Source organism: Pedobacter deserti, assembly GCF_024436415.1.
GTDB classification, from domain to species: Bacteria; Bacteroidota; Bacteroidia; order Sphingobacteriales; family Sphingobacteriaceae; genus Pedobacter; species Pedobacter faecalis.
The window spans coordinates 2,945,941-2,965,250 of the sequence record NZ_JAFMZQ010000001.1; the positions used below are offsets into that span (position 1 = coordinate 2,945,941).

General features: G+C 48.0%; 17 protein-coding genes and 1 riboswitch. Of the genes, 9 read left to right on the top strand and 8 right to left on the bottom strand.

The features are described 5' to 3' along the window. Positions 1–110: 110 nt before the first annotated feature. Positions 111–1,427, top strand: a complete 1,317-nt coding sequence (locus tag J3P40_RS13330; protein WP_256006518.1) for an OmpA family protein — start codon at positions 111–113, stop codon at positions 1,425–1,427. A gap of 70 nt (positions 1,428–1,497) precedes the next feature. Here the strand turns inward: J3P40_RS13330 and J3P40_RS13335 are convergent, their stop codons facing one another. Both J3P40_RS13335 and J3P40_RS13340 read right to left on the bottom strand, forming a co-directional pair. After that, entirely contained in the window at positions 1,498–2,490 is a 993-nt protein-coding gene (locus J3P40_RS13335; RefSeq protein ID WP_256006521.1) for a TerC family protein, read from the bottom strand. Positions 2,491–2,558: 68 nt separating this feature from the next. After that, a complete protein-coding gene (locus tag J3P40_RS13340) occupies positions 2,559–4,118 on the bottom strand; it encodes a SulP family inorganic anion transporter (RefSeq protein WP_256006523.1) in 1,560 nt (519 codons plus the stop codon). Between the two features lie 116 nt (positions 4,119–4,234). Here J3P40_RS13340 and J3P40_RS13345 point away from each other — a divergent pair, with 116 nt between their 5' ends. After that, positions 4,235–5,074, top strand: coding sequence for an oxidoreductase (locus tag J3P40_RS13345; protein WP_256006526.1), 840 nt, complete (start codon positions 4,235–4,237; stop codon positions 5,072–5,074). Here the strand turns inward: J3P40_RS13345 and J3P40_RS13350 are convergent, their stop codons facing one another. Together J3P40_RS13350 and J3P40_RS13355 are read right to left on the bottom strand one after the other, a co-directional pair. Continuing rightward, the gene (locus J3P40_RS13350; protein ID WP_256006528.1) at positions 5,075–5,644 is read right to left on the bottom strand and encodes a helix-turn-helix domain-containing protein; all 570 of its coding nucleotides are present in this window, start codon (positions 5,642–5,644) and stop codon (positions 5,075–5,077) included. It lies immediately after the preceding gene. Next, entirely contained in the window at positions 5,641–5,847 is a 207-nt protein-coding gene (locus J3P40_RS13355) for a heavy-metal-associated domain-containing protein (protein WP_256006531.1), read from the bottom strand. Before J3P40_RS13355 ends, J3P40_RS13350 begins: the two co-directional genes overlap by 4 nt. Before the next feature lie 114 nt (positions 5,848–5,961). Here J3P40_RS13355 and J3P40_RS13360 point away from each other — a divergent pair, with 114 nt between their 5' ends. Genes J3P40_RS13360 through J3P40_RS13385 form a run of 6 tightly spaced genes read left to right on the top strand, consistent with a single transcriptional unit; the run spans position 5,962 to position 12,193 of the window. Beyond that, a complete protein-coding gene (locus tag J3P40_RS13360; RefSeq protein ID WP_256006534.1) occupies positions 5,962–7,173 on the top strand; it encodes a multidrug effflux MFS transporter in 1,212 nt (403 codons plus the stop codon). Between the two features lie 51 nt (positions 7,174–7,224). Beyond that, positions 7,225–8,208, top strand: a complete 984-nt coding sequence (locus J3P40_RS13365) for a hypothetical protein (RefSeq protein WP_256006536.1) — start codon at positions 7,225–7,227, stop codon at positions 8,206–8,208. Positions 8,209–8,235: 27 nt separating this feature from the next. Continuing rightward, a complete protein-coding gene (locus tag J3P40_RS13370; protein ID WP_256006539.1) occupies positions 8,236–8,892 on the top strand; it encodes a head GIN domain-containing protein in 657 nt (218 codons plus the stop codon). After that, positions 8,846–9,538: an RNA polymerase sigma-70 factor gene (locus J3P40_RS13375; RefSeq protein ID WP_256006541.1), complete on the top strand. Its 693-nt coding sequence runs from the start codon at positions 8,846–8,848 to the stop codon at positions 9,536–9,538. The genes J3P40_RS13370 and J3P40_RS13375 overlap by 47 nt, the downstream gene beginning before the upstream one ends. 10 nt (positions 9,539–9,548) lie before the next feature. Further along, positions 9,549–10,529: a FecR domain-containing protein gene (locus J3P40_RS13380; protein ID WP_256006543.1), complete on the top strand. Its 981-nt coding sequence runs from the start codon at positions 9,549–9,551 to the stop codon at positions 10,527–10,529. After that, positions 10,526–12,193, top strand: a complete 1,668-nt coding sequence (locus J3P40_RS13385; protein ID WP_256006546.1) for a hypothetical protein — start codon at positions 10,526–10,528, stop codon at positions 12,191–12,193. The genes J3P40_RS13380 and J3P40_RS13385 overlap by 4 nt, the downstream gene beginning before the upstream one ends. Here the strand turns inward: J3P40_RS13385 and J3P40_RS13390 are convergent. The 4 genes from J3P40_RS13390 to J3P40_RS13405 form a co-directional block, all read right to left on the bottom strand. Continuing rightward, positions 12,173–12,877: a Dph6-related ATP pyrophosphatase gene (locus J3P40_RS13390; RefSeq protein ID WP_256006548.1), complete on the bottom strand. Its 705-nt coding sequence runs from the start codon at positions 12,875–12,877 to the stop codon at positions 12,173–12,175. The two genes, J3P40_RS13385 and J3P40_RS13390, sit on opposite strands and share 21 nt — an antisense overlap. Continuing rightward, entirely contained in the window at positions 12,864–13,799 is a 936-nt protein-coding gene (locus J3P40_RS13395; protein ID WP_256006550.1) for an ABC transporter substrate-binding protein, read from the bottom strand. The genes J3P40_RS13390 and J3P40_RS13395 overlap by 14 nt, the downstream gene beginning before the upstream one ends. A gap of 63 nt (positions 13,800–13,862) precedes the next feature. Further along, the gene (locus J3P40_RS13400; protein ID WP_256006553.1) at positions 13,863–14,453 is read right to left on the bottom strand and encodes a DUF6580 family putative transport protein; all 591 of its coding nucleotides are present in this window, start codon (positions 14,451–14,453) and stop codon (positions 13,863–13,865) included. Positions 14,454–14,487: 34 nt separating this feature from the next. Then, positions 14,488–16,353, bottom strand: a complete 1,866-nt coding sequence (locus J3P40_RS13405; protein WP_256006555.1) for a TonB-dependent receptor plug domain-containing protein — start codon at positions 16,351–16,353, stop codon at positions 14,488–14,490. Positions 16,354–16,503: 150 nt separating this feature from the next. Continuing rightward, a riboswitch (cobalamin riboswitch) is annotated at positions 16,504–16,698 on the bottom strand. 129 nt (positions 16,699–16,827) lie between these two features. On the opposite strand from J3P40_RS13405, the gene J3P40_RS13410 reads away from it, so the two are divergent. Next, positions 16,828–19,290 carry a penicillin-binding protein 1A gene (locus J3P40_RS13410; RefSeq protein ID WP_256006556.1) on the top strand — a complete coding sequence of 821 codons (2,463 nt, stop codon included), beginning with the start codon at positions 16,828–16,830 and terminating at the stop codon, positions 19,288–19,290. The last annotated feature ends 20 nt before the right edge of the window (positions 19,291–19,310 follow it).

Consider the following 19,310-nt stretch of genomic DNA (forward strand, 5'->3'; position numbering starts at 1 on the left):
AACCTATTTTAAGTCAAAGTACACACAACTCATCCAAATTTGGCAGGGTTATTTCTCCGGTTGAGATGTTCACGGCTATGTGAATGAAAATATATCTAACTAATTGAAAAATGAAATCACAAATTACAAAAGCCATGATGGTTGCCGCCCTAATGGGTGCTACATCACAAGTATTCGCTCAGGAAGAAGACTCACAAACAGGGGACAGATTTGGTAAAAAGTATTTCCGTACCTGGTCCATAGGATTGCATGGGGGTATGCTTACCCATTACACACCGTTTAATAACCGCAGTAATGGCGACTTTTCTACGCCTTACGAAGAATGGGGATACGGCGGTTATATCAAAAAACAGATCGTCCCTGGCTTTGGCTTGCAGGCGGATTTCCTGGCCGGTAAAGTTCGCGGCGCAAGAATGAACGCATTTACAGGTGAGCGTGAAACATTTACATCTCGCATCGAGTGGTCGGCCGCGTTAAGTGGTAACTTTACCATCGCCAATCTTAGTTTAAATCAGAAGCGTAACATATTGTCGCCTTACCTAACTGCTGGTGCGGGCTATATGTCGTCGCAGGCACGGACAAACGCGACCGGGACTGGAGCCGGCAGTACTGGATATGAGCAAAACTGGTTTGTTCCGATTGGTGCAGGTTTCAAAATTGGCGTCTCTAAAGGGGTAAACATCGATCTTGGATATCAGGTGAACTTTGTTAAGGACAACAATTTTGACGGCGTAGCGAGCGGTGCCAACGACAGGTTCTCTTATGCCCACGCCGGTATCGAGATTGCACTTGGCCGCAAAGGAACCTCTCAGTTGCAGAACTATAGCGCTATTGCTGCTATCCGTGAAGAAAGCGCAGCCGAAAGCGCTGAGCTAAGGAGAGCACTTTCTTCGGCCGAAGAGAATGCCCGCAGAGATAAGGAAGAGTTGATGAAGCAACTGGCCGATGACGATGGTGACGGTGTAGCTAATAAATATGACAAGTGTCCGGGTACACCTGCTAACACCGTGGTAGATGGCGCAGGTTGTCCGCTAAAAGCTCCTTCACAAATCATCAGGGAAAAAGTTGTGGTTACAGAGGCCGACCGTAGGGTTGTTGACGAAGCGATCAAAAACCTTGAGTTTGATTTAGGTAAGGCAACAATACGTTCTACGTCGTACCCAACGCTTAACAAGGTGGCTGAATTGCTTGTACAAAAAGACTTTAGCTTGAAGCTGGCCGGACATACAGACAATACCGGTTCAATGGCTTTGAATATGCGTTTGTCGAAAGACCGTGCGGAATCCGTAAAAGCATATCTGGTATCTCAGGGAGCAAATGCTTCAAGAATTGAGGCTACAGGTTACGGACCTAACCAACCCATTGCGTCTAACAAAACTGCTGATGGACGTCAGAAAAACAGAAGGGTGGAATTCACCTTGTACTAATTGCTGAACCAAACGGAACAGTATGATAACGGCCGGCATTATTTGTCGGCCGTTATCATTTTAGATCAGTCTAGATGTTATTAGGATCGGCCTTACGCGCCACAATCAGCGAAGCTATAACAGAAATGAACAGTACGCCTCCGACAATAGATAATGATAAGGGTGACGAAATATGGTACAAGGGCGAAATCACCATTTTTACACCGATGAAGGCCAGAATTACAGCCAGGCCATATTTAAGCAGGCTAAACATGTACATAAAGTTAGCCAACAGGAAATAAAGAGCCCTAAGCCCCAATATCGCAAATATGTTGGAAGTGTACAGGATGAATGGATCATCTGGTGCAATGGCGAAAATAGCAGGAATGGAATCGACCGCAAAAAGCACATCGGTAAATTCGATCACAGCTACCACGACCAGGAGCGGCGTGGCCATCTTAACGCCGTTTTCCACGGTGAAGAACTTCTCGCCATCAAAGTCTTTACTCACTTTAAATAACCGGTAAATCAACTGTGCACCGGCACTTTTATTAAAGTCTTTTTCGGCATCATCATCGTCATTCGTAAAGCCCGATTTAATACCTGCGTAGATCAGGAATAAGCCGAAGATAAATAACACTGCATTGATACGCAGGTTATGACCAAAAAGGTTCATCTCAGGAAGGTATGTTAAATTGATAAGCTCAACCCCGGCAAAAATGAAGATCGCTCTGGAGATAAGTGCACCTATAATTCCCCAAAACAGTACCTTGTGATGCAACATCTTAGGTACTTTAAAGTAGCCGAATACCAGGATAAACACGAAAAGGTTATCGACAGACAGCGCCTTCTCTATCCAATAGGCCGACTGGAACTGAGTAAATTTCTCAAAGCCGGAAACATAATAAATGACACCGCTAAATATCATGGCGAGCGATATCCATACAACAGACCACACGGCAGCTTCTTTATTTGAAACCGCATGAGCTTTTTTGTTAAACACACCGAGGTCCAGCAGTAACATCCCTACCACTACTACGCCGAATCCAGTAATTACTCCGGGATGATTGATCAGATTATCCATAATATGTTATATTCTTTCGTTTCTTTGTTCGTGTGTTCATACCTTTTCAAAAATGATAAAAAAAAGCGTCAGGAAGGTATGTTTTTTTCCGTTGCTACCTTGTATTGCGGATCCTCGGCAATATTTACTTCTATAATCCCCTCTGCATTTTTTAGCAGTTGCCTGCAGTCCGGACTTAAATGCCGTAATACAAGCGACTTGCCGGCTAAACGATAGCGTTCTGTAAGCTTATTTAACGCTTCGATACCAGACATATCGGCCACCCTGCTGTCTTTAAAATCTATTTCTACTCTTTGCGGATCGCCGGCAACATCAAATTTATCGTTGAAGTTGGCTACGGAGCCAAAAAATAACGGACCGTATATTTCATAGTGCTTTACTCCATGCGCATCTACATGTTTCCGCGCCCGGATACGCTTCGCACTTTCCCAGGCAAAAACCAGTGCAGAGATGATGACGCCTATCAGAACTGCCAGGGCCAGGTTGTGCAACCAAACCGTTATGAGGGCTACAACGATACCGACAAAAATATCCTGCTTCGGCATTTTGTTTATCACGCGAAAACTCATCCATTCAAACGTGCCAATAGCGACCATAATCATTACGCCAGTTAGTGCAGCCATGGGTACGCGCTCTATCACAGGTGCACCTACCAGTACGATAAGCAGGATGGTAAGTGCCGCGATAATACCAGATAAACGGGACCGAGCTCCGGCTGATAGATTGACCATGGTTTGCGCAATCATCGGACAGCCGCCCATACCCGAGAACAGCCCGTTCAGGATGTTCGCCGAACCTTGAGCCAGGCACTCTTTGTTGCCTTTTCCCTTGTTACCTACAATTTCGTCTACAAGGTTCAACGTAAGCAAACCCTCGGTTAGTCCCACCCCTGCCATCACAACTCCGTAGGGAAGCACAATCTCTAAAGTTTCCCATGTAAAAGGAATTTGAGGAATGTGAAACGGAGGAAAACCTCCACTTACAGAAGCGATGTCACGGACGGTTTTGGTATCGATATCGAATGCTATTACGACTATGAACACTACTATAATAGCCATGAGCGAAGCCGGCACCGCCTTGGTAATCTTAGGGAAGATAAGTACGATAAAGATTGTTAATGCAGTGAGTGCGGCCATAATGAGCAAGGGCGTACCCGAAAGCCAGGTTACTTCACCGTTTACTACGGTCTTAAACTGTTCAAATTGCGACAAAAATATAATGACAGCTAAACCGTTCACGAACCCGAACATTACGGGTTGCGGAACCAGGCGAACAAACTTACCCAACCTGAACAAACCGACCAGGACCTGCACTATGCCGGCAAGCACTACGGCGGCAAACACGTACTCTATTCCGTGCGATCGCATCAATGCGATAAGCACGATCACGGTGGCCCCCGCCCCTCCAGATATCAGCCCTGGCCTGCCACCAAAAATAGCGGTGACCAACCCCATGATAAACGCGGCGTACAAACCTACCAGCGGTGGGAATCCGGCCAGTATCGCAAAAGACAGCGATTCAGGCATCATCGTCATGGCTACGGTAAGTCCGGCCAATATCTCGGTCCTATAATTAACCGGCTGTGAAAAGTCGAAGAGCCTGACTTTGGCAGGGAAGTTGAACAGCATAATGGGCAATTTTCATAAGCGGGCAAATATAAGGAATATACAAGCCGTAAAACGAAAATGATTTTTGACTGACACCGAACGAAAATGCTTGGTGTTAATTAGCAAAAAAGTATGAGATGAATATGAACAAAGTATGGTTAATAACAGGCTGCTCTACAGGGTTTGGCCGCGAACTAGCAAAACAGGTTTTACAAAAGGGCTATCGTGCAGCAGTAGCCGCCCGTAAAGTTGAAGATATCGAAGATATTATTACTGCTTACCCCGAAACGTCGATTGCAGTAGGGCTTGACCTAACAAACCAAAATTTGATAGACGAGGCTGTGCGCCAAACGCTGGAGATTTTCGGTCAGATAGATGTTCTGGTGAATAACGCTGGCATAGGTTATTTTGGTTCTGCCGAAGAGAGTGATGAACAGGAAGTGCGCCGCATGTTTGAGGTGAATTTTTGGGGACTTACAAACATGACCCGCGCAGTATTACCGGTGATGCGCAAGCAGCGAAGCGGCCATATTCTTAATGTTTCTTCGATCGGAGGGCTCATGGCATTTCCCGCTTTGTCCTATTACAACGCTACTAAATTTGCGGTAGACGGCTTCTCTGAGTCTTTAGCTAAGGAAACTGCGCCGCTGGGTATAAAAGTTACCATTATAGCTCCGAGCGGTTTCCGCACCGATTGGGCGGGCAGATCGGCCAACGAGGCAGAGCAAACTATTGAAGATTACAAAACTACCGCTTGGCAAAACCACGACAGCATCCGGGGATATAGCGGCAATCAGCCGGGCGACCCGGTGAGGGCGGCTGCGGCTATTATTCAGGCCACCGAAGCTGCAAATCCACCATTACGGCTGCTCTTAGGTGCGGCTGCGCTTAGAAATGCCAGAAAGAAAATTGAGGAACTGGCTACAGACTTCGACCATTGGGCTGAAACCAGCGCAGGCGCGGATTTTCCGGCGTAGTTATTTCGATACCTTATCGAGCGGTCTGCGGGAAGGGTGATCGGACGACTTGTATTTCGAGGGAGACATCCCTGCGATAGATTTAAACTGGGCGGAAAGATGGGCACTACTGCTGTAGCCCATCTTGTAAGCAATTTCATTGAGGTTTAACTCGCCGTATTCTAAAAGTTCCTTTACCCGTTCGATTTTCTGCTGAATGATGTAGCGCTCTATGGTTATTCCCTCCCGGTCAGAAAACAGCCGGCTAAGATAAGTGTAGTCACGGTTAAGCTGATCGGCGATCACATGCATCAGACTTCGGTTTATCTCCTCAAGATCTGAGTAATGAACCAGGTTTATAACAGCATTCTTAATCTGTTCAACCAGCTTGTCTTTTTCTTTATCAATCAATTCAAAGCCAAGTACCTGGAATGCGGCTGATATATCCTGCAGCTGTGCAGGGCTTGGATCCGGCGTAACGTTTGCCCGCCCCAGACTAAGCTCAGAGACACTGAAACCAAGCTGGGTAAGTTGCTGACGTACAATCAGGCTACATCGGTCGCACACCATATTTTTAATATGGAGGATCATATTTTCTCTGCCTGGTACCCTACCTGATCAAGAGCAATGATAACTTCTTTTGGATTGAGGGGCTCATCTGTACTAATGGTGAGGATTTTATCCGGGCTTTCTGTATCTACCTTCCAGTCACCGGGAATCTGGTCAAGAACCGGGGTTACGGCGGCAATACAACCACCGCATTTAATATTGGTTTTAAAAGCTAAAGTATGCATAATAAACGATTTAAATAATGGGTTCTAGAAAATGATACCACAAAGATAAGGCCTGCCTCAGCTTAGAAGTTATAAAATATCGATTAAATCTTATATTTGCATGCTCTTAGTCATATGCCACGTACCACTTATTTCTTCCTTATTCTGATCCTTGGATCGCTTACCGCTTTAGGGCCGTTTTCTATCGACATGTACCTACCTGGTTTTAAGGCCATAGCGACCGATCTGCAGACCAGCGAAGCGAAAGTTGCCTGGTCGCTCTCCAGCTATTTCATCGGCATCTCGGCCGGACAGTTGCTTTACGGGCCGCTGCTTGACCGCTACGGGCGTAAAATGCCACTTTATATCGGACTGCTTGCCTATATTCTTACTTCTGTTGCCTGTGCCTTTGTTGCAGATATCGATTCTTTTATATGGCTGCGATTTTTTCAAGCTGTTGGAAGTTGCGCGGCGGGCGTAGCTTCCATTACGCTGGTGCGCGACCTGTTTCCGGTATCTGAAAATGCCGAGGTGTTCGCGCTGCTGATGCTCGTGCTGGGCGCCTCGCCCATGATTGCGCCTACGCTGGGCGGCTACGTCTCGGTGGCCTTTGGCTGGCATGCCATATTTCTTTTCCTGGCCGGATTGGGGGTCTTTAACCTGCTTGCCAGCTGGCTTTGGCTGCCTGCGGGACAGTCGCCCGACCCAACCTTATCCCTAAAACCCAAGCCTATCCTGACCAATTTTTCGGCCGTATTGCGCGTACCGCAGTTTTATACCTATGCCTTTACCGGCGCTTTCGCCTTTGCGGGCCTGTTTGTGTATGTGGGCGCCTCGCCCCTGCTGTTTATGTCGGTTTTTAACGTAGCCGAAGAAACCTACGGCTGGATCTTCGCCGGACTTAGCATCGCCTTTATAGGCGCCAGCCAGGTAAACACGCTGATGCTCAGAAGATACCGCAGCGAGCAAATGATCTATGCGGCATTATGCGGACAACTGGTCATCGCCTCGCTGTTCCTGGTCGGCAGCATGAACGGCTGGTTCGGACTGGCGGGCACACTTGTTATGCTCTTTCTTTTTCTGGCTTGTCTGGGTTTTGCAAACCCTAATGCCGCGGCCTTATCGCTCGCACCTTTTACCAAAAATGCCGGCAGCGCCTCGGCGCTTATGGGCGCATCGCAGATGGCCATCGGTGCCATTGCCTCGGCATGTATTGGCTTTTTTGAGCAGACCTCGGCTGTGCCGATGGTAACCATTATGGCCGTTACGACCTTGTCGGCCTTCCTTATCCTGCACTTTGGGCGGAAGAAAGTCGCCCGCCTGCAGGCAGCAAAAAATAATTTTTAAGCGCGTAGGGGTAGATCGAAATCTGGCTGTCTTAGTTTAAAACAAGACAACATGAGATCAATCTTAACATCTATTTTAATGGCGGCCGCATTTACATCGGCCGCGCAGCATCAGCTTCCTGGCAAGGTGCATCTGGGCATTGTGTATCCTTTGAGCACCAATGGCACACATGCACCGCTGGATACGAACAACCTTTCCATCCACCTTTTTGCAGGCGTTTCGGCCGAAGAACAGGGTCCCTCCTTTGCCGGATTTTCGAACGTGGTAAGGGGTAATGCCAATGGGGTACAGTTTGCCGGTTTCTCTAATCATATCGGCAAAAAAGCCAACGGGGGCTTGTTCGCAGGTTTTCTGAACACCTCGGGCGGCGGCGATCATGCGGCATTTGCTGGCTTCGGCAACGTGGCGACAGGCGATATGAAGGGTCTGCAGGTTGCGGGCTTTGTGAACACCGCCCGTGATGTAAATGGTTCGCAGATCGCGGGTTTTATTAACGTGGCACGGAAAGTAAAGGGCGCGCAGATTGCCGGTTTTGTGAACATTGCCGACAGCAGCGACTGTCCCATCGGGATCATCAACATCATCAGACAGGGCGAGAAGAGCGTAGGCCTCACGATCGACGAGAATCAGACGCTGATGGCGGGCTTCAGATCGGGCGGCAAGGTGATGTACGGCATCATCGGCCTGGGTTATAACTTCAAAAACGATGATGCGGTGTATGCCTTCGAGGCCGGCTTGGGTGCCCATTTGCTGCGTACGCCGGTCTTCCGACTGAACACGGAACTCGTTTCGGGGATGCTGGAGGATTTTGAGGAGGGCGAATATTTTAAGGCCTCGTTTCGGGTGATGCCAGCCGTTAAGATTGGTCCGAGCATAGAGCTTTTTGCCGGCCCCGCCCTTCATTTCATCAGCACGGATACGGCCGAAGGGGTTAACCTGACCAAGCGTTATCTGAAGGAATGGAATGGCGACTGGGACGAGGATTTCAGGGCACTTTACCTGGGCTATACGGCTGGCTTACATATACGGTTTTAATATTATTTATCTATTTAATACAACATCATGAAACATTTACTTTTATCAGCATTTATCGGTTTATCACTTATGTCATGCACCAAAGACAGGCTAACGGCCAATGGCGAGCGGACTTCAGAAACCAGGAATTTGGACGAGTTTACCGGCGTAAGCGCAAATGGCGCAACCGACGTACAGATTAGTTACGGCACAGAATACAGGGTGGTTATTAAGGGCTCGAGCAACCTGATCCCGCATTTCGAAACGGAAGTACGCGGCGGAATCTTGTATCTGCAGTACGACGACGTGAACGTGCGTCACGACGACCTGCAGGTTTCCGTAACCCTCCCGCTTATCGACCATGTATCTGCCAGCGGCAGCGGCGAGATCGATATAACAGGAGCTTTCCCGGCGGTCGACGAGTTCAGGGTGTCTGTGAGCGGTTCTGGGGAGGTCGACCTGGAGCGCACCATTGAAGCGGAAAATGCGCGGGTAAGCGTATCCGGTTCGGGTAATGCCGACCTTGAAGCTTTGCGTGCCGAGGATGCCGATGTGGAAGTTTCGGGCAGCGGTGAGGTGGAGATTACGGTGTACAACCGCCTTAAGGCCCGCATCAGCGGAAGCGGAAAAATATATTATAACGGCAATCCGCAGGTTGATGCAGAGGTTAGCGGCTCAGGCAAGGTGCTTAAGAACCGCGACTAAACTTGTTGCATGGCATCAGCATAAAAAGAAACTGGTATATTTGGGGCTTAAATATTTTGAGCCCCATTTAATTGACGTGAATCCGCGTGCCAGCGTATATGATGATGTTGCTTTTGAACAGTTGTTTAAAAAGCATTACGGGGAGCTGCATAGTTATGCACAGGTTATCCTCCAGGACAGCGATGTGGCGGAGGAGATTGTGCAGCAGATGTTCCTTAAATTTTGGGAGAAGCGCGAACTGCTGAATATTGAGACTGCAGTGCGGGCTTATTTGTATAAATGCGTTTATCACGACAGCATGAATTATCTGAAGCACGAAAAGATTAAATTGAAATATCAGGACTATGCCGCGCACAGCATGAACAAGATGCAGGAGCCGGCCTCTGCGAAAGCAGAGCTGTCAGAATTGCAGATGCGGCTTACCGAAGCCCTGAATGAACTGCCCGAGGCTTGCCGCACCATATTTCAGTTGAGCCGCTATGAGGATCTGAAATATAAAGAGATTGCCGAGCGACTGGGCCTGTCGGTAAAGACAGTTGAAAACCAGATGGGTAAGGCCCTGAGAACGCTTAGGCTGAAACTGGCTGATTTTATAACGGTATTCGTGGTCGCTTTTGCGGTTTATTACAGGGACTTTTTTAATTAGGAACCGGGCTATGGAAGATGAATTGCTGATCAAATATCTGCTGAATGAGGCCGCTGAAGCTGAACGGATCGCAGTGGAGGAATGGCTTGCGCAATCGGAAGCAAACCGTTCCAGGTTTGCTGCCTTTGAAAAGATATGGACGGCAAGCAAAAGTTTAAGTGCATCAGCCAGGCCCGATGCAGATGAAGCATGGATCAGGTTTAAGTCGCGCGCCACTGAAGGAAATTCTGAATCGCGACAAGTTCCTTTTCTGAAAGTCAGGCCTTCATTTGCAGGCACATGGATACGGGTAGCTGCAGCGCTGGTTGCAGTTGTTGGAATTTGGCTTGTCTACAGTCTGCTTGGCCCTTCGGGCTACACGGATGTGGTGGCGCAGGCGGATGTGCGCCGGGAAAAACTTCCTGATGGTTCGGTAATTACCTTGAACAAGAACAGTTCGCTTAGCTATGCGGCCGATTTTGCCGACAATCGCAGTGTGCGGCTTAAAGAGGGAGATGTGTTTTTCGAGGTAGCGCCAGACCGGGCGAGGCCTTTTGTGATCGATGTGGACAAGGTTTCGGTTTTGGTGGTGGGCACTTCTTTTAATGTGAAGCACCGGGGAAATGAGACAGAGGTGATCGTTGAAAGCGGCATTGTGCGTGTCTCCCGAGGCCAAAGCCAGCTGGAACTGCGCCGGGGTGAGAAGGTGCTGATCAGTGCTGCGTCGGGCGAACTACGCAAATCGGCCAGCACAGATGCCTTATATAATTACTACCGCAGCAAGCAGTTTGTCGCCGATAACATACCGCTTGGGCGACTCCTTGATGTGCTGAACGAGGCCTATGAAGCACAGATTGAGGTCAGCGATGAGGCTACGGCCAGGGAACAGATCAGTATTACCTTGCGACCGGACACGCCCTTGGAAGACAACCTGCGGATCGTTTGCGAGACCCTGGGCTTAAAAATGGAGCGTAACGGAAAGCGGTACCTGTTGTCTAAACTTCCGAAATGAAATTACGCCTGACGCTTTTTTTGCTCGTTTATGCCCTGTTGGCTCCGGCGCTGGTACATGCGCAATCGGCTGTTGTACGGTATCGTGGCAACCTGGATAAGCAGTTGAGTTTGAATGTCAGCAACGAACCAGTTGTACGTGTGCTTGAGCAGATGAGCAAGGCAGGCGGCTTTTACTTCTCTTATAGCGGACGCCTTTTCCGCCGCGATAGTTTGGTGAGCATTCAAGTAAATCAGATGCCGGTGCGTGATGTGCTCGACCGGCTCTTTGAGGGAACGGTGGAATACAAGGAAATCGCAGAACATATTATTTTAAGGTATGCGGCAAACCGGCTGACGATTGAGCCGGAGAACATCGCGCAGAACGAGTCGCACTACCAGATCAGCGGTTATGTGGTCGATGCAGCTACAGGTGCCAGACTATCGAAAGCCAGCGTGTATGAAAAGCGGCTGCTGCAGTCGGCTTTAACAGACGAGGATGGCTATTTTAGGTTACGCTTTAAGGGCAATCACTCTAACGTGATTCTCACTGCCAGCCGGGAGAACTACCGGGATACATCCCTGTTCTTTCTGGCAGATATCACGGTGAAACCAGAGGGGTACCGTACAGAAGCAGACGAGTCGGCCAGCTTTTTGAACCGTATTGAAAACCTGGGACTCAGCAGGTTTTTCCTGTCATCCAAACAAAAGCTTCAGAGCCTGAATATCCCGGATTTTCTGGCGAATATGCCCTTTCAGGCTTCATTAATACCAGGTTTGAGTTCGCATGGGAGCATGAGCGGACAAATGATCAATAAAGGTTCGCTGAATGTTCTTGGCGGATATACCGCAGGCGTGGATGGTGTGGAAGTGGGCGGACTGTTCAACATTACCAAGGGCGATGTAAATAAGGTGCAGGTAGCAGGCTTGTTTAACGGCGTTGGCGGTTCGGTCAGGGGCGTGCAGGTCGCCGGTCTGATCAACGATGTACGGACAGGCGTTTCAGGCGTCCAGGTAGCGGGACTGGTCAACGCTGTGCAGAAAGACATGAAAGGAACACAGGTGGCGGGCCTGGTTAACCTTACCGTGAAGAAACTGGACGGAGTCCAGATAGCTGGTCTGGTCAATTACGCGACTGATGTGAGCGGCCTGCAGATCGGCTTGCTGAATATCTCCAGTCGCAATGAAGGCTACAGCATCGGCCTGCTCAATTACGTACATCACGGCTATCACCGTGTCTGTGTGTCGGCCAACGAGACCATAAACGCGAACGTGGCACTGAAACTGGGCAATGCCAAATTGTATAATATCCTGCTGGCTGGCAAGAACTTCTCAGATACGGCTAAGGTGCTCAGCGCCGGATTGGGTTTCGGTCACGACTTTATTTTCGGACCGAGGTGGTCGGCAGCTATGGAACTGACTTCACAGTATCTGTATCTGGGTAATTGGGATTATTCGAACATTCTGAACCGCTTTGGGTTGAGCGCACAGTATCAGGTTGTTAAAGGTCTTGCTGTTGTGGCGGGCCCGGCTTACTCGGTCTATGTGAGCAATGCGCCGGTTGGCGGTGCTGCGAAAAACTACAGTCAACAGGTGTATCCCGATCGCCGGCACGACTTTTCCTCAAAAGTGAAAGGCTGGCTTGGCTGGAATGTAGGGCTTACCCTAGCACTCGAGCAGATCTAGGAACCAGTATCCGGCATTCTTTACGGTTGCCGTTTCATAGGTCTTGAGCACTCGTTCGCCCGTGCGGAACCTGATGGGCTCTTTGAAAATCGGGCCATCAAAAACGAAGGTATGGAACTCGCCGTTCTCGCCGCATGGATCAATATCAGCGGGTAGTTCACTTAGAAAATCATGGTCGATCACCCGCCCGCAAAAATTCTGCAGTCGCTCCTGCGCACAAACAACGATGGTTTTATAGCCAAGATTGATAAAGGTTTCCAGCAAGGTCCTGGTGTCTTGCTTCCATAAAGGGAAGTGCGCGGTCATGTTCAATTCAGCCAGTTGCTTCTCCCGATAGGCTTTCAGGTCTTCCAGAAATATATCGCCATAAATGGCCTGTCCGATGCCGCTTGACCGCAAACGATTCAAGTGAAGGCGCATTTCCCGTTCGTAGACATCCATCCCAGGCATTTCCGGGAGGCGGACCTGATGAAGTCTGATTCCAATGCTTTCTGCCTGTCTGATCAGCAAGGAGGTCCGCAGCCCATGCATGGATACACGGTCGAGACCATCATTAACCGTCGTGAGCAGGCAGTCGACCTGTATGTTTTTGTCCTGGAGCACATAGTGAAGCGCAAGCGTGCTGTCTTTGCCCCCGCTCCAGTTGAAAACGCTTTTGGTTATTTGCGGCTTATCGGAGAACAAGTTCCTGGTGGTAAAAATTAACGAACCGCTTTTCAGCAGATGGATCGCCGCCAAAGATCTCCGGGTGAAACATCTCGGCAAGGGATTCGATGCCCTGAACCAAAGTGCCTACGCTAGGCTGAGTAAACATATCAAAGTTGGCCAGGTAGACCGCCTTGTTCTTAACAGCTTCGAGTTCATCCCAGCCTGGCTTTGAGGTTAAGAGCGACATTTCCTGAAAACTGCGCTGCACATCGAAACCGCAGGGTGCGATAACCAAAACTTCAGGATTGTACTGCTGTATCTTTTCCCATTTATTGACAATCGAATCGCCCCCGGGGTTAGACAGCATATCTACCCCTCCGGCTGCTGCAATCTGGAAAGGAATCCAGTGCCCGCAGTTATAGATCGGCTCGATCCACTCCATAAGCATAACCCTTCTTAGAGGAGCGCGATGAAGCCTCAAGGTGTCGCTAATATCGTCCACCCGGCTTTTTAACGCGGCCAGATAGCGAAGCGCCACTTCCTCCCTCCCGAGTGTCTGGCCGATTTTTAATGCACAGTCGAACACATCGTTTAGGCTATCCGGACTTAAGGTAACGAGCTGAGGCTGCTTGCTGAGGTTGGCAATGGAAGACAAGGTGCAGGCGGTGTCGATGAGACAGACTTCGCAGGTGTCCTGGGTGAAGATCACATCGGGCTGTATTTGCTCGAGCAACTCTTCGTCGACCCAATACAAGCTTTTGCCCTGGGCTTTTGATGCCGAAAAGATTCGGTCGATCTCTGCACTGGAGTAATTGTTGCCCTCGAGCACGCAGCGGACGATCTTTGGCTGGGCAGACGCCTCTTTGGGGCACTCGAAGGTAACCCCGCAGAGATATTCCTCCAAACCCATATCGTAGATCATCTTGGTAGCAGCGGGTAAAAATGAGACAACTTTCATGACGGAATATTAAAAACCCCTCCTGCGACTTGCAAAAGGGGTTGTAACACGAATAAGATTATGTTAAGCATGCTGCAATCCGGCACCCGGAGCGTACCTCAATGAAGGAAACTTCGCCTTAGCGTACTCAAATCCGCCGAACATCACCGCACTGTAGGCAAGTGTGCTTACCAGTAGGTTGCGTTCCCAGGGAATCGCATTCCACAGGGCCAGCAGATAACCGTTGAACGTTCTTGGGTACATAGAACCCTCCATCATGACCACGCTGATATCCGAAACAATCCAGTGAATAAAAACACATGCAAAGGACCCGGCAACAACCGACAGAACGCTCACGCGTTTCATGTAGCGGCCGACTGTTACCATCAGCATAAAGCTGATGTATGTCCACACTGCAGCGTCGAATTTGCCGTCGATATGATAGTAGACGGTATAATTCAAGATAAGATCGCTGGCCAGCAGGGTTATAAAGGGAATAAAGTATGCCTTAAGTTTATCTGCGTAATAAACGCCGCCAAACATCGCTATAGCGCCAATCGGCGTAAAATTAAACCAACTTGTAAAACTATCCAGATGGAGAAACCGTGTAGCTGCTGCAGCAATAACGATCAGGATCAAGATAGAATTTCTGATGTTGAATTTTTCTAATGACATATGTATAGCTTTTGAGTTGTAAAAATATCAATTCTTACTTAATAATAAAACTTAAACCGGCATTCATATTAAAGCCCATGCTGTTATACCCGTAAAACTCCTGGTATTGCTCATCGAGGATATTCTTCAGGTCGGCAAATATTTTCAGGCGTTTGTTTAATAACGCATATTCACCGTAGAAATTTAAAACTTTATAAGCCGGCAGATCTTCGATCACATAATCGCTAAAATTTCCGTCGGTACGGGCACCGTTGTATTTGAATGAGCTGCTCAGATACAGTGCGTTAGTGGCCTGAACGCCAGCATTAATTCCAAAAATGTGCTTTGGCCTGCGCAACAGATAATCGGAAACCTGGTTGGTGATGAAGTTGAACTCTGTACCTTCAACAAAGGCATAATATCCGTTGATATTAAACACGGACAATCTGACCGCCGGCTCAATCTCAAATCCTTTTACTTCCTGGTTGGCCTGGTTCACATAGCCAACAGTTCCATATACGATGGCATTGGTTAAGTCGCGCTTGAAACCTGCCGCGCGCAAACTGTAGCGATCCTCAACAAAGCTGAGGTTAAAACCCGCCTCATAGTTTTTCGACTTTTCCGGTACCAGATCCAGATTGGCTCCAAAAGCACCGAAAAGGTTTTCAAGCGTTGGCGCCTTAAACGATGTGGAAACGGTACCAAAGAGTTTGACACCTTCCAATACGTTTACTGAGGGTGTGATGTTGTAGGTATAGTTCTCGCCGTATTCTTTGTGCTTATTATATCTTCCGCCTACTTCGAGATTAAAGATGCTCAGATCGTGCAAAAACACAGAGGCATAGGTACTGAAGAGATTTGTTTGAGCCTTGGAATTTGCGTTTAACCTTGTAGCCCGGTTGTCCAGACCCACAAGAACATCAACCTTCTGACCAACCTTTTGATTGTAGAACAGATCGACCAGATCCATAAACCCTACTGAATTGCTTGTTCCGTACTGATTCAGTGTGTTGATCTTGGATTTCTCGTGACTGTAATTGAGATTTATTTTACTCCGGCCAAAATCGTATTTGGTGTTCAACCCGCCGTTGAAACGCTCAAGTTTGAAATTGTTCGACGGATTGTCGGCAAATGAACCGGCGTCAAAATCGTAATGCCCATAAAAGTAGCGCAAAAAAGGACTTACACTGAACTTATCTGTCGCCTGAAACGCGAAGTTTGCGTTAACGGTTCCCGTCTTATTGCCGTCCTTATCGAACACGTCGGTATTGCCAACCGGGTTAGCGGCTTCGGAAATGCCATCTGTCTTGCCCTGTGTGAATGCGATGTTGTAAGAAAACTGTTCTACGTTGGCACTGATGCCAATGGTTCCCTTATAAGTTTCATAGCTGCCGTAGCTGGCTACACCATACACACTGTTGCCAGCTTTAGTACCTTTTTTGGTGATGATGTTGATTACACCGGCTATCGCATCCGATCCATAGATGGTAGATTGTCCGCCCTTGATGATTTCAATGTGATCGATCTGGTCGATAGAAAACATTCTGAGATCAAATGATGAACCGGTCCCAGAAGGATTGCTTGCCAGGATTCCGTCGATCAGAACAACGGCGTGAACACTCGCTGCTCCCCTAAAGAAAAGACTTTTATTTAACCCGACGTTTCCTGTTGCCCCGCCTACCACAATGCCTGCCTGTTCATTGAGCAGTTCGACCAGGCTCTTGCCATGGCTGCGCTCCAGTACCTCGCTTCCGATTATCGTGACCACTTTTCCGGTTTGCGACTGCTTCTGGTCGTTTTTGGTCGCAGAGATGACCACGCTATCCAGCCTGATGGCGTCCTGCGCTGATGCGGCACCAGCGATACCGAGTTGGAGAACGCCGAATCCGGCTGCCATCCACACTTTGTTCTTAATTTTCATTCTGTATTGTTTGTTTAATCATTTGCAAAACACAATAAACAACAACAATAATTTTGTTGTGAGTATTACCCACAGCAAACAGTTAGATCAAGGAAATGAAATACAATAATAATACAGCACTCACTCCTAGCTTCAATCCCCGAAAGCTATGAAATCATATGGCTAAAGGCAGGTCTTCTGACTTACTCCCGGATATTCTGCCTTCCCAATTTGCCTATCGACAATTCAGTGGCGTGATTTGAACACCGTTACAGAGCTTACAGCTGCGGGACAGTTACGGAATTACACCGTATTCCCTTTTAATTCTTTATTCATCATAAAGAAACCAAAAGCGAGGCAAATGTAACTAAATTCATGTAATCAGCCCTATTTGAACATAGAATAAAATTTAAGGGAATTTATTACGTTAATTTGTACCGTGGGTTTTAACACTATTTAACATAAGGAGTTTTACGATTTTTTGATCTTTATCACATGTTTAAAGAAATCCGGAATAAGTTTATCCGTTACTCAATCATATTCATTTATTGCATTATTATCTTCTTTTGTGCGCTCCAACTTAACTTTCTCTGGTTATTTGGCTATTCGCCCTCTTACAAAGACATTAAATCGCCGACGCTTCGTGTAGGTTCTGAATTATACACTTCGGACGGACAGCTAATTGGACGCTATTTTAAGGAAAACAGGACTCCTGTAAGTTTCGAGGAGATTGATTCCAGCGTTATTGAAGCGCTGGTTGCCACCGAAGATGTACGCTTCTACCAGCATATGGGGATCGACTTTCGTTCTTTGCTGTCAAGCAGTATATCGACGGCTACGGGCGACCGGCGAGGAGCCAGTACCATTACTCAACAGCTCGCTAAAAACCTTTACCGGACGCGTTACAATAAATCGCAGGGCCTTCTAAGCAAAATACCCTTGCTTAGAACAATCGTTCCTAAACTTAAGGAATGGCTTACAGCAGTGAAACTTGAAGCCAACTACTCAAAAAACGATATCCTGACGATGTACCTCAATACCGTCTCGTTCGGTAACAATGCATACGGGCTCAAGACTGCTGCGAGGATATATTTCGATAAAACGACCGACAAACTGGAAATCCCGGAATCAGCATTGCTGGTGGGCATGTTGAAAGGCACCTCCATGTATAACCCTGTTAGAAATCCGGAGCGTGCGCTGGAACGACGAAATGTAGTCCTCACACAGATGAATAAATATAATTACCTGACGGCTGCCCAACTCGACACGTTCAAACGTACCGGTCTTAATTTACGTGAAGGTATGATGGACGGTGGCAGTGAGGGTGATTCTTACCTGCGTACGGCGGTCGACAAATATCTTGAAAAATGGTGTGAGGAGAATAACTATGACTTGTATGAGGACGGGCTAAAAATCTACACCACCATTGATTCCAAACTCCAGAAGTATGCGGAAGAGGCCGTTTCTGAACAGATGAAGGTACTTCAGCGTAGATTTTACAATGTATGGGGTAACCAGGACCCTTGGTACGACTCTGAAGACAATAAGGTTGATTATCCGGGACGTGCTATGAAGAACCTGCCGGTATATGCTATGCTTGAAAAAAAGTTCAAGGATCAGCCTGATTCTGTAGAAGCCTATTTTAACCGTAAAAAGAGGATGAGAATATTTACCTGGAATGGCGACCGCGATACCTTGTTCTCCACCATGGACTCCATTAAATACTATGGAAAAATCCTAAATACTGGTATGATGACGCTGGACCCCTTCAGCGGAAAGATTAAGGTGTGGGTGGGTGGTATCGACCATAAATTCTTTAAATATGACCATGTGAGTCAGGCGAAAAGGCAAGCGGGCTCTACTTTCAAACCCTTCGCTTACCTTGCCGCGCTGGAGCAAGGCATGAGTCCATGCGACAAATTTACAGATAAGCCAGTGCGTATAGCTTACCAGGAAAAGGGAAAAACTGAATACTGGGAGCCTAAAAACGCCGATTGGAACATTACCTACCGCGAAATGTCGCTTCGCTGGGCAATGGCCAAATCGGTAAACACCATTACGGCCCAGGTAACTGAAGCCGTAGGCGCAGAGAATGTAGTTAAATGGGCGCATGAATGTGGAATCGAGAGCAAACTGGCCACTGTGCCTTCCGTAAGTCTCGGACCAAATGACGTGTCGGTATATGAAATGGTGCGTGCCTACGGTACGTTTTTGAACGAGGGCGTGCGTACAGATCCGATTTTGGTTGAACGTATTACGGATCAGGACGGCAACCTGATCGAAGAGTTTAAAACTAAGACTAAGCGTGTGCTGAGTGAAGAAATCGCCTGGCTGATGCTCTATATGCTCAGAGGGGGTGTGGAGGAGCCTGAAGGTACGTCTCAGGCGCTTTGGTCGTACGGAGAAGTATTGCATAACAACGAAATAGGTGGTAAAACCGGAACATCATCCGACTATGTGGACGCCTGGTATATGGGTGTTACCAAAGACCTTGTAACAGGTGTTTGGGTGGGCTGCGATGAGCGGACCGCGCACTTTAAAAACGGTGAAACAGGGGAAGGTTCGAAAACAGCGCTCCCCATCTTTGCCAAATTTATGGATAAGGTGTATAAGGATCCCAGCACCGGTTATACGAAAGGCCGCTTCCCTAAACCAAAAGTAAAAATCGAGAGAGAATATTACTGCCCTACCCCAAGGTATGTCAGGGATACTACGGAAACGGATAGTTTGGCGGTCGACTCAACAGATTTCGAGGTGCCTTTGCTTGAGGGTGAGCAGCCGGAAAAGACTCAGCAGGAGGAACAAAAGCCAGCAGAAGTAAAAACGGCACCTCCCGCATCGCAGCCGGCCAAACAGGAGGCCGCACAACCAGCGCCCCTTACCAGACGCGAAGAACGACAGCTAAGAAGGAAACAGCGGCAGGAAGAAAAAGAGCAGGACAACAGCAATAAGAGCTAAATATTTTTAGTCAGGTGTAA

Coding starts and splice junctions, on each gene's coding strand:
- J3P40_RS13330 (WP_256006518.1), top strand. CDS start 111: ATGAAATCACAAATTACAAAAGCCATGATGGTTGCCGCCCTAATGGGT.
- J3P40_RS13335 (WP_256006521.1), bottom strand. CDS start 2,490: ATGGATAATCTGATCAATCATCCCGGAGTAATTACTGGATTCGGCGTA.
- J3P40_RS13340 (WP_256006523.1), bottom strand. CDS start 4,118: ATGCTGTTCAACTTCCCTGCCAAAGTCAGGCTCTTCGACTTTTCACAG.
- J3P40_RS13345 (WP_256006526.1), top strand. CDS start 4,235: ATGAATATGAACAAAGTATGGTTAATAACAGGCTGCTCTACAGGGTTT.
- J3P40_RS13350 (WP_256006528.1), bottom strand. CDS start 5,644: ATGATCCTCCATATTAAAAATATGGTGTGCGACCGATGTAGCCTGATT.
- J3P40_RS13355 (WP_256006531.1), bottom strand. CDS start 5,847: ATGCATACTTTAGCTTTTAAAACCAATATTAAATGCGGTGGTTGTATT.
- J3P40_RS13360 (WP_256006534.1), top strand. CDS start 5,962: ATGCCACGTACCACTTATTTCTTCCTTATTCTGATCCTTGGATCGCTT.
- J3P40_RS13365 (WP_256006536.1), top strand. CDS start 7,225: ATGAGATCAATCTTAACATCTATTTTAATGGCGGCCGCATTTACATCG.
- J3P40_RS13370 (WP_256006539.1), top strand. CDS start 8,236: ATGAAACATTTACTTTTATCAGCATTTATCGGTTTATCACTTATGTCA.
- J3P40_RS13375 (WP_256006541.1), top strand. CDS start 8,846: ATGCAGAGGTTAGCGGCTCAGGCAAGGTGCTTAAGAACCGCGACTAAA.
- J3P40_RS13380 (WP_256006543.1), top strand. CDS start 9,549: ATGGAAGATGAATTGCTGATCAAATATCTGCTGAATGAGGCCGCTGAA.
- J3P40_RS13385 (WP_256006546.1), top strand. CDS start 10,526: ATGAAATTACGCCTGACGCTTTTTTTGCTCGTTTATGCCCTGTTGGCT.
- J3P40_RS13395 (WP_256006550.1), bottom strand. CDS start 13,799: ATGAAAGTTGTCTCATTTTTACCCGCTGCTACCAAGATGATCTACGAT.
- J3P40_RS13400 (WP_256006553.1), bottom strand. CDS start 14,453: ATGTCATTAGAAAAATTCAACATCAGAAATTCTATCTTGATCCTGATC.
- J3P40_RS13405 (WP_256006555.1), bottom strand. CDS start 16,353: ATGAAAATTAAGAACAAAGTGTGGATGGCAGCCGGATTCGGCGTTCTC.
- J3P40_RS13410 (WP_256006556.1), top strand. CDS start 16,828: ATGTTTAAAGAAATCCGGAATAAGTTTATCCGTTACTCAATCATATTC.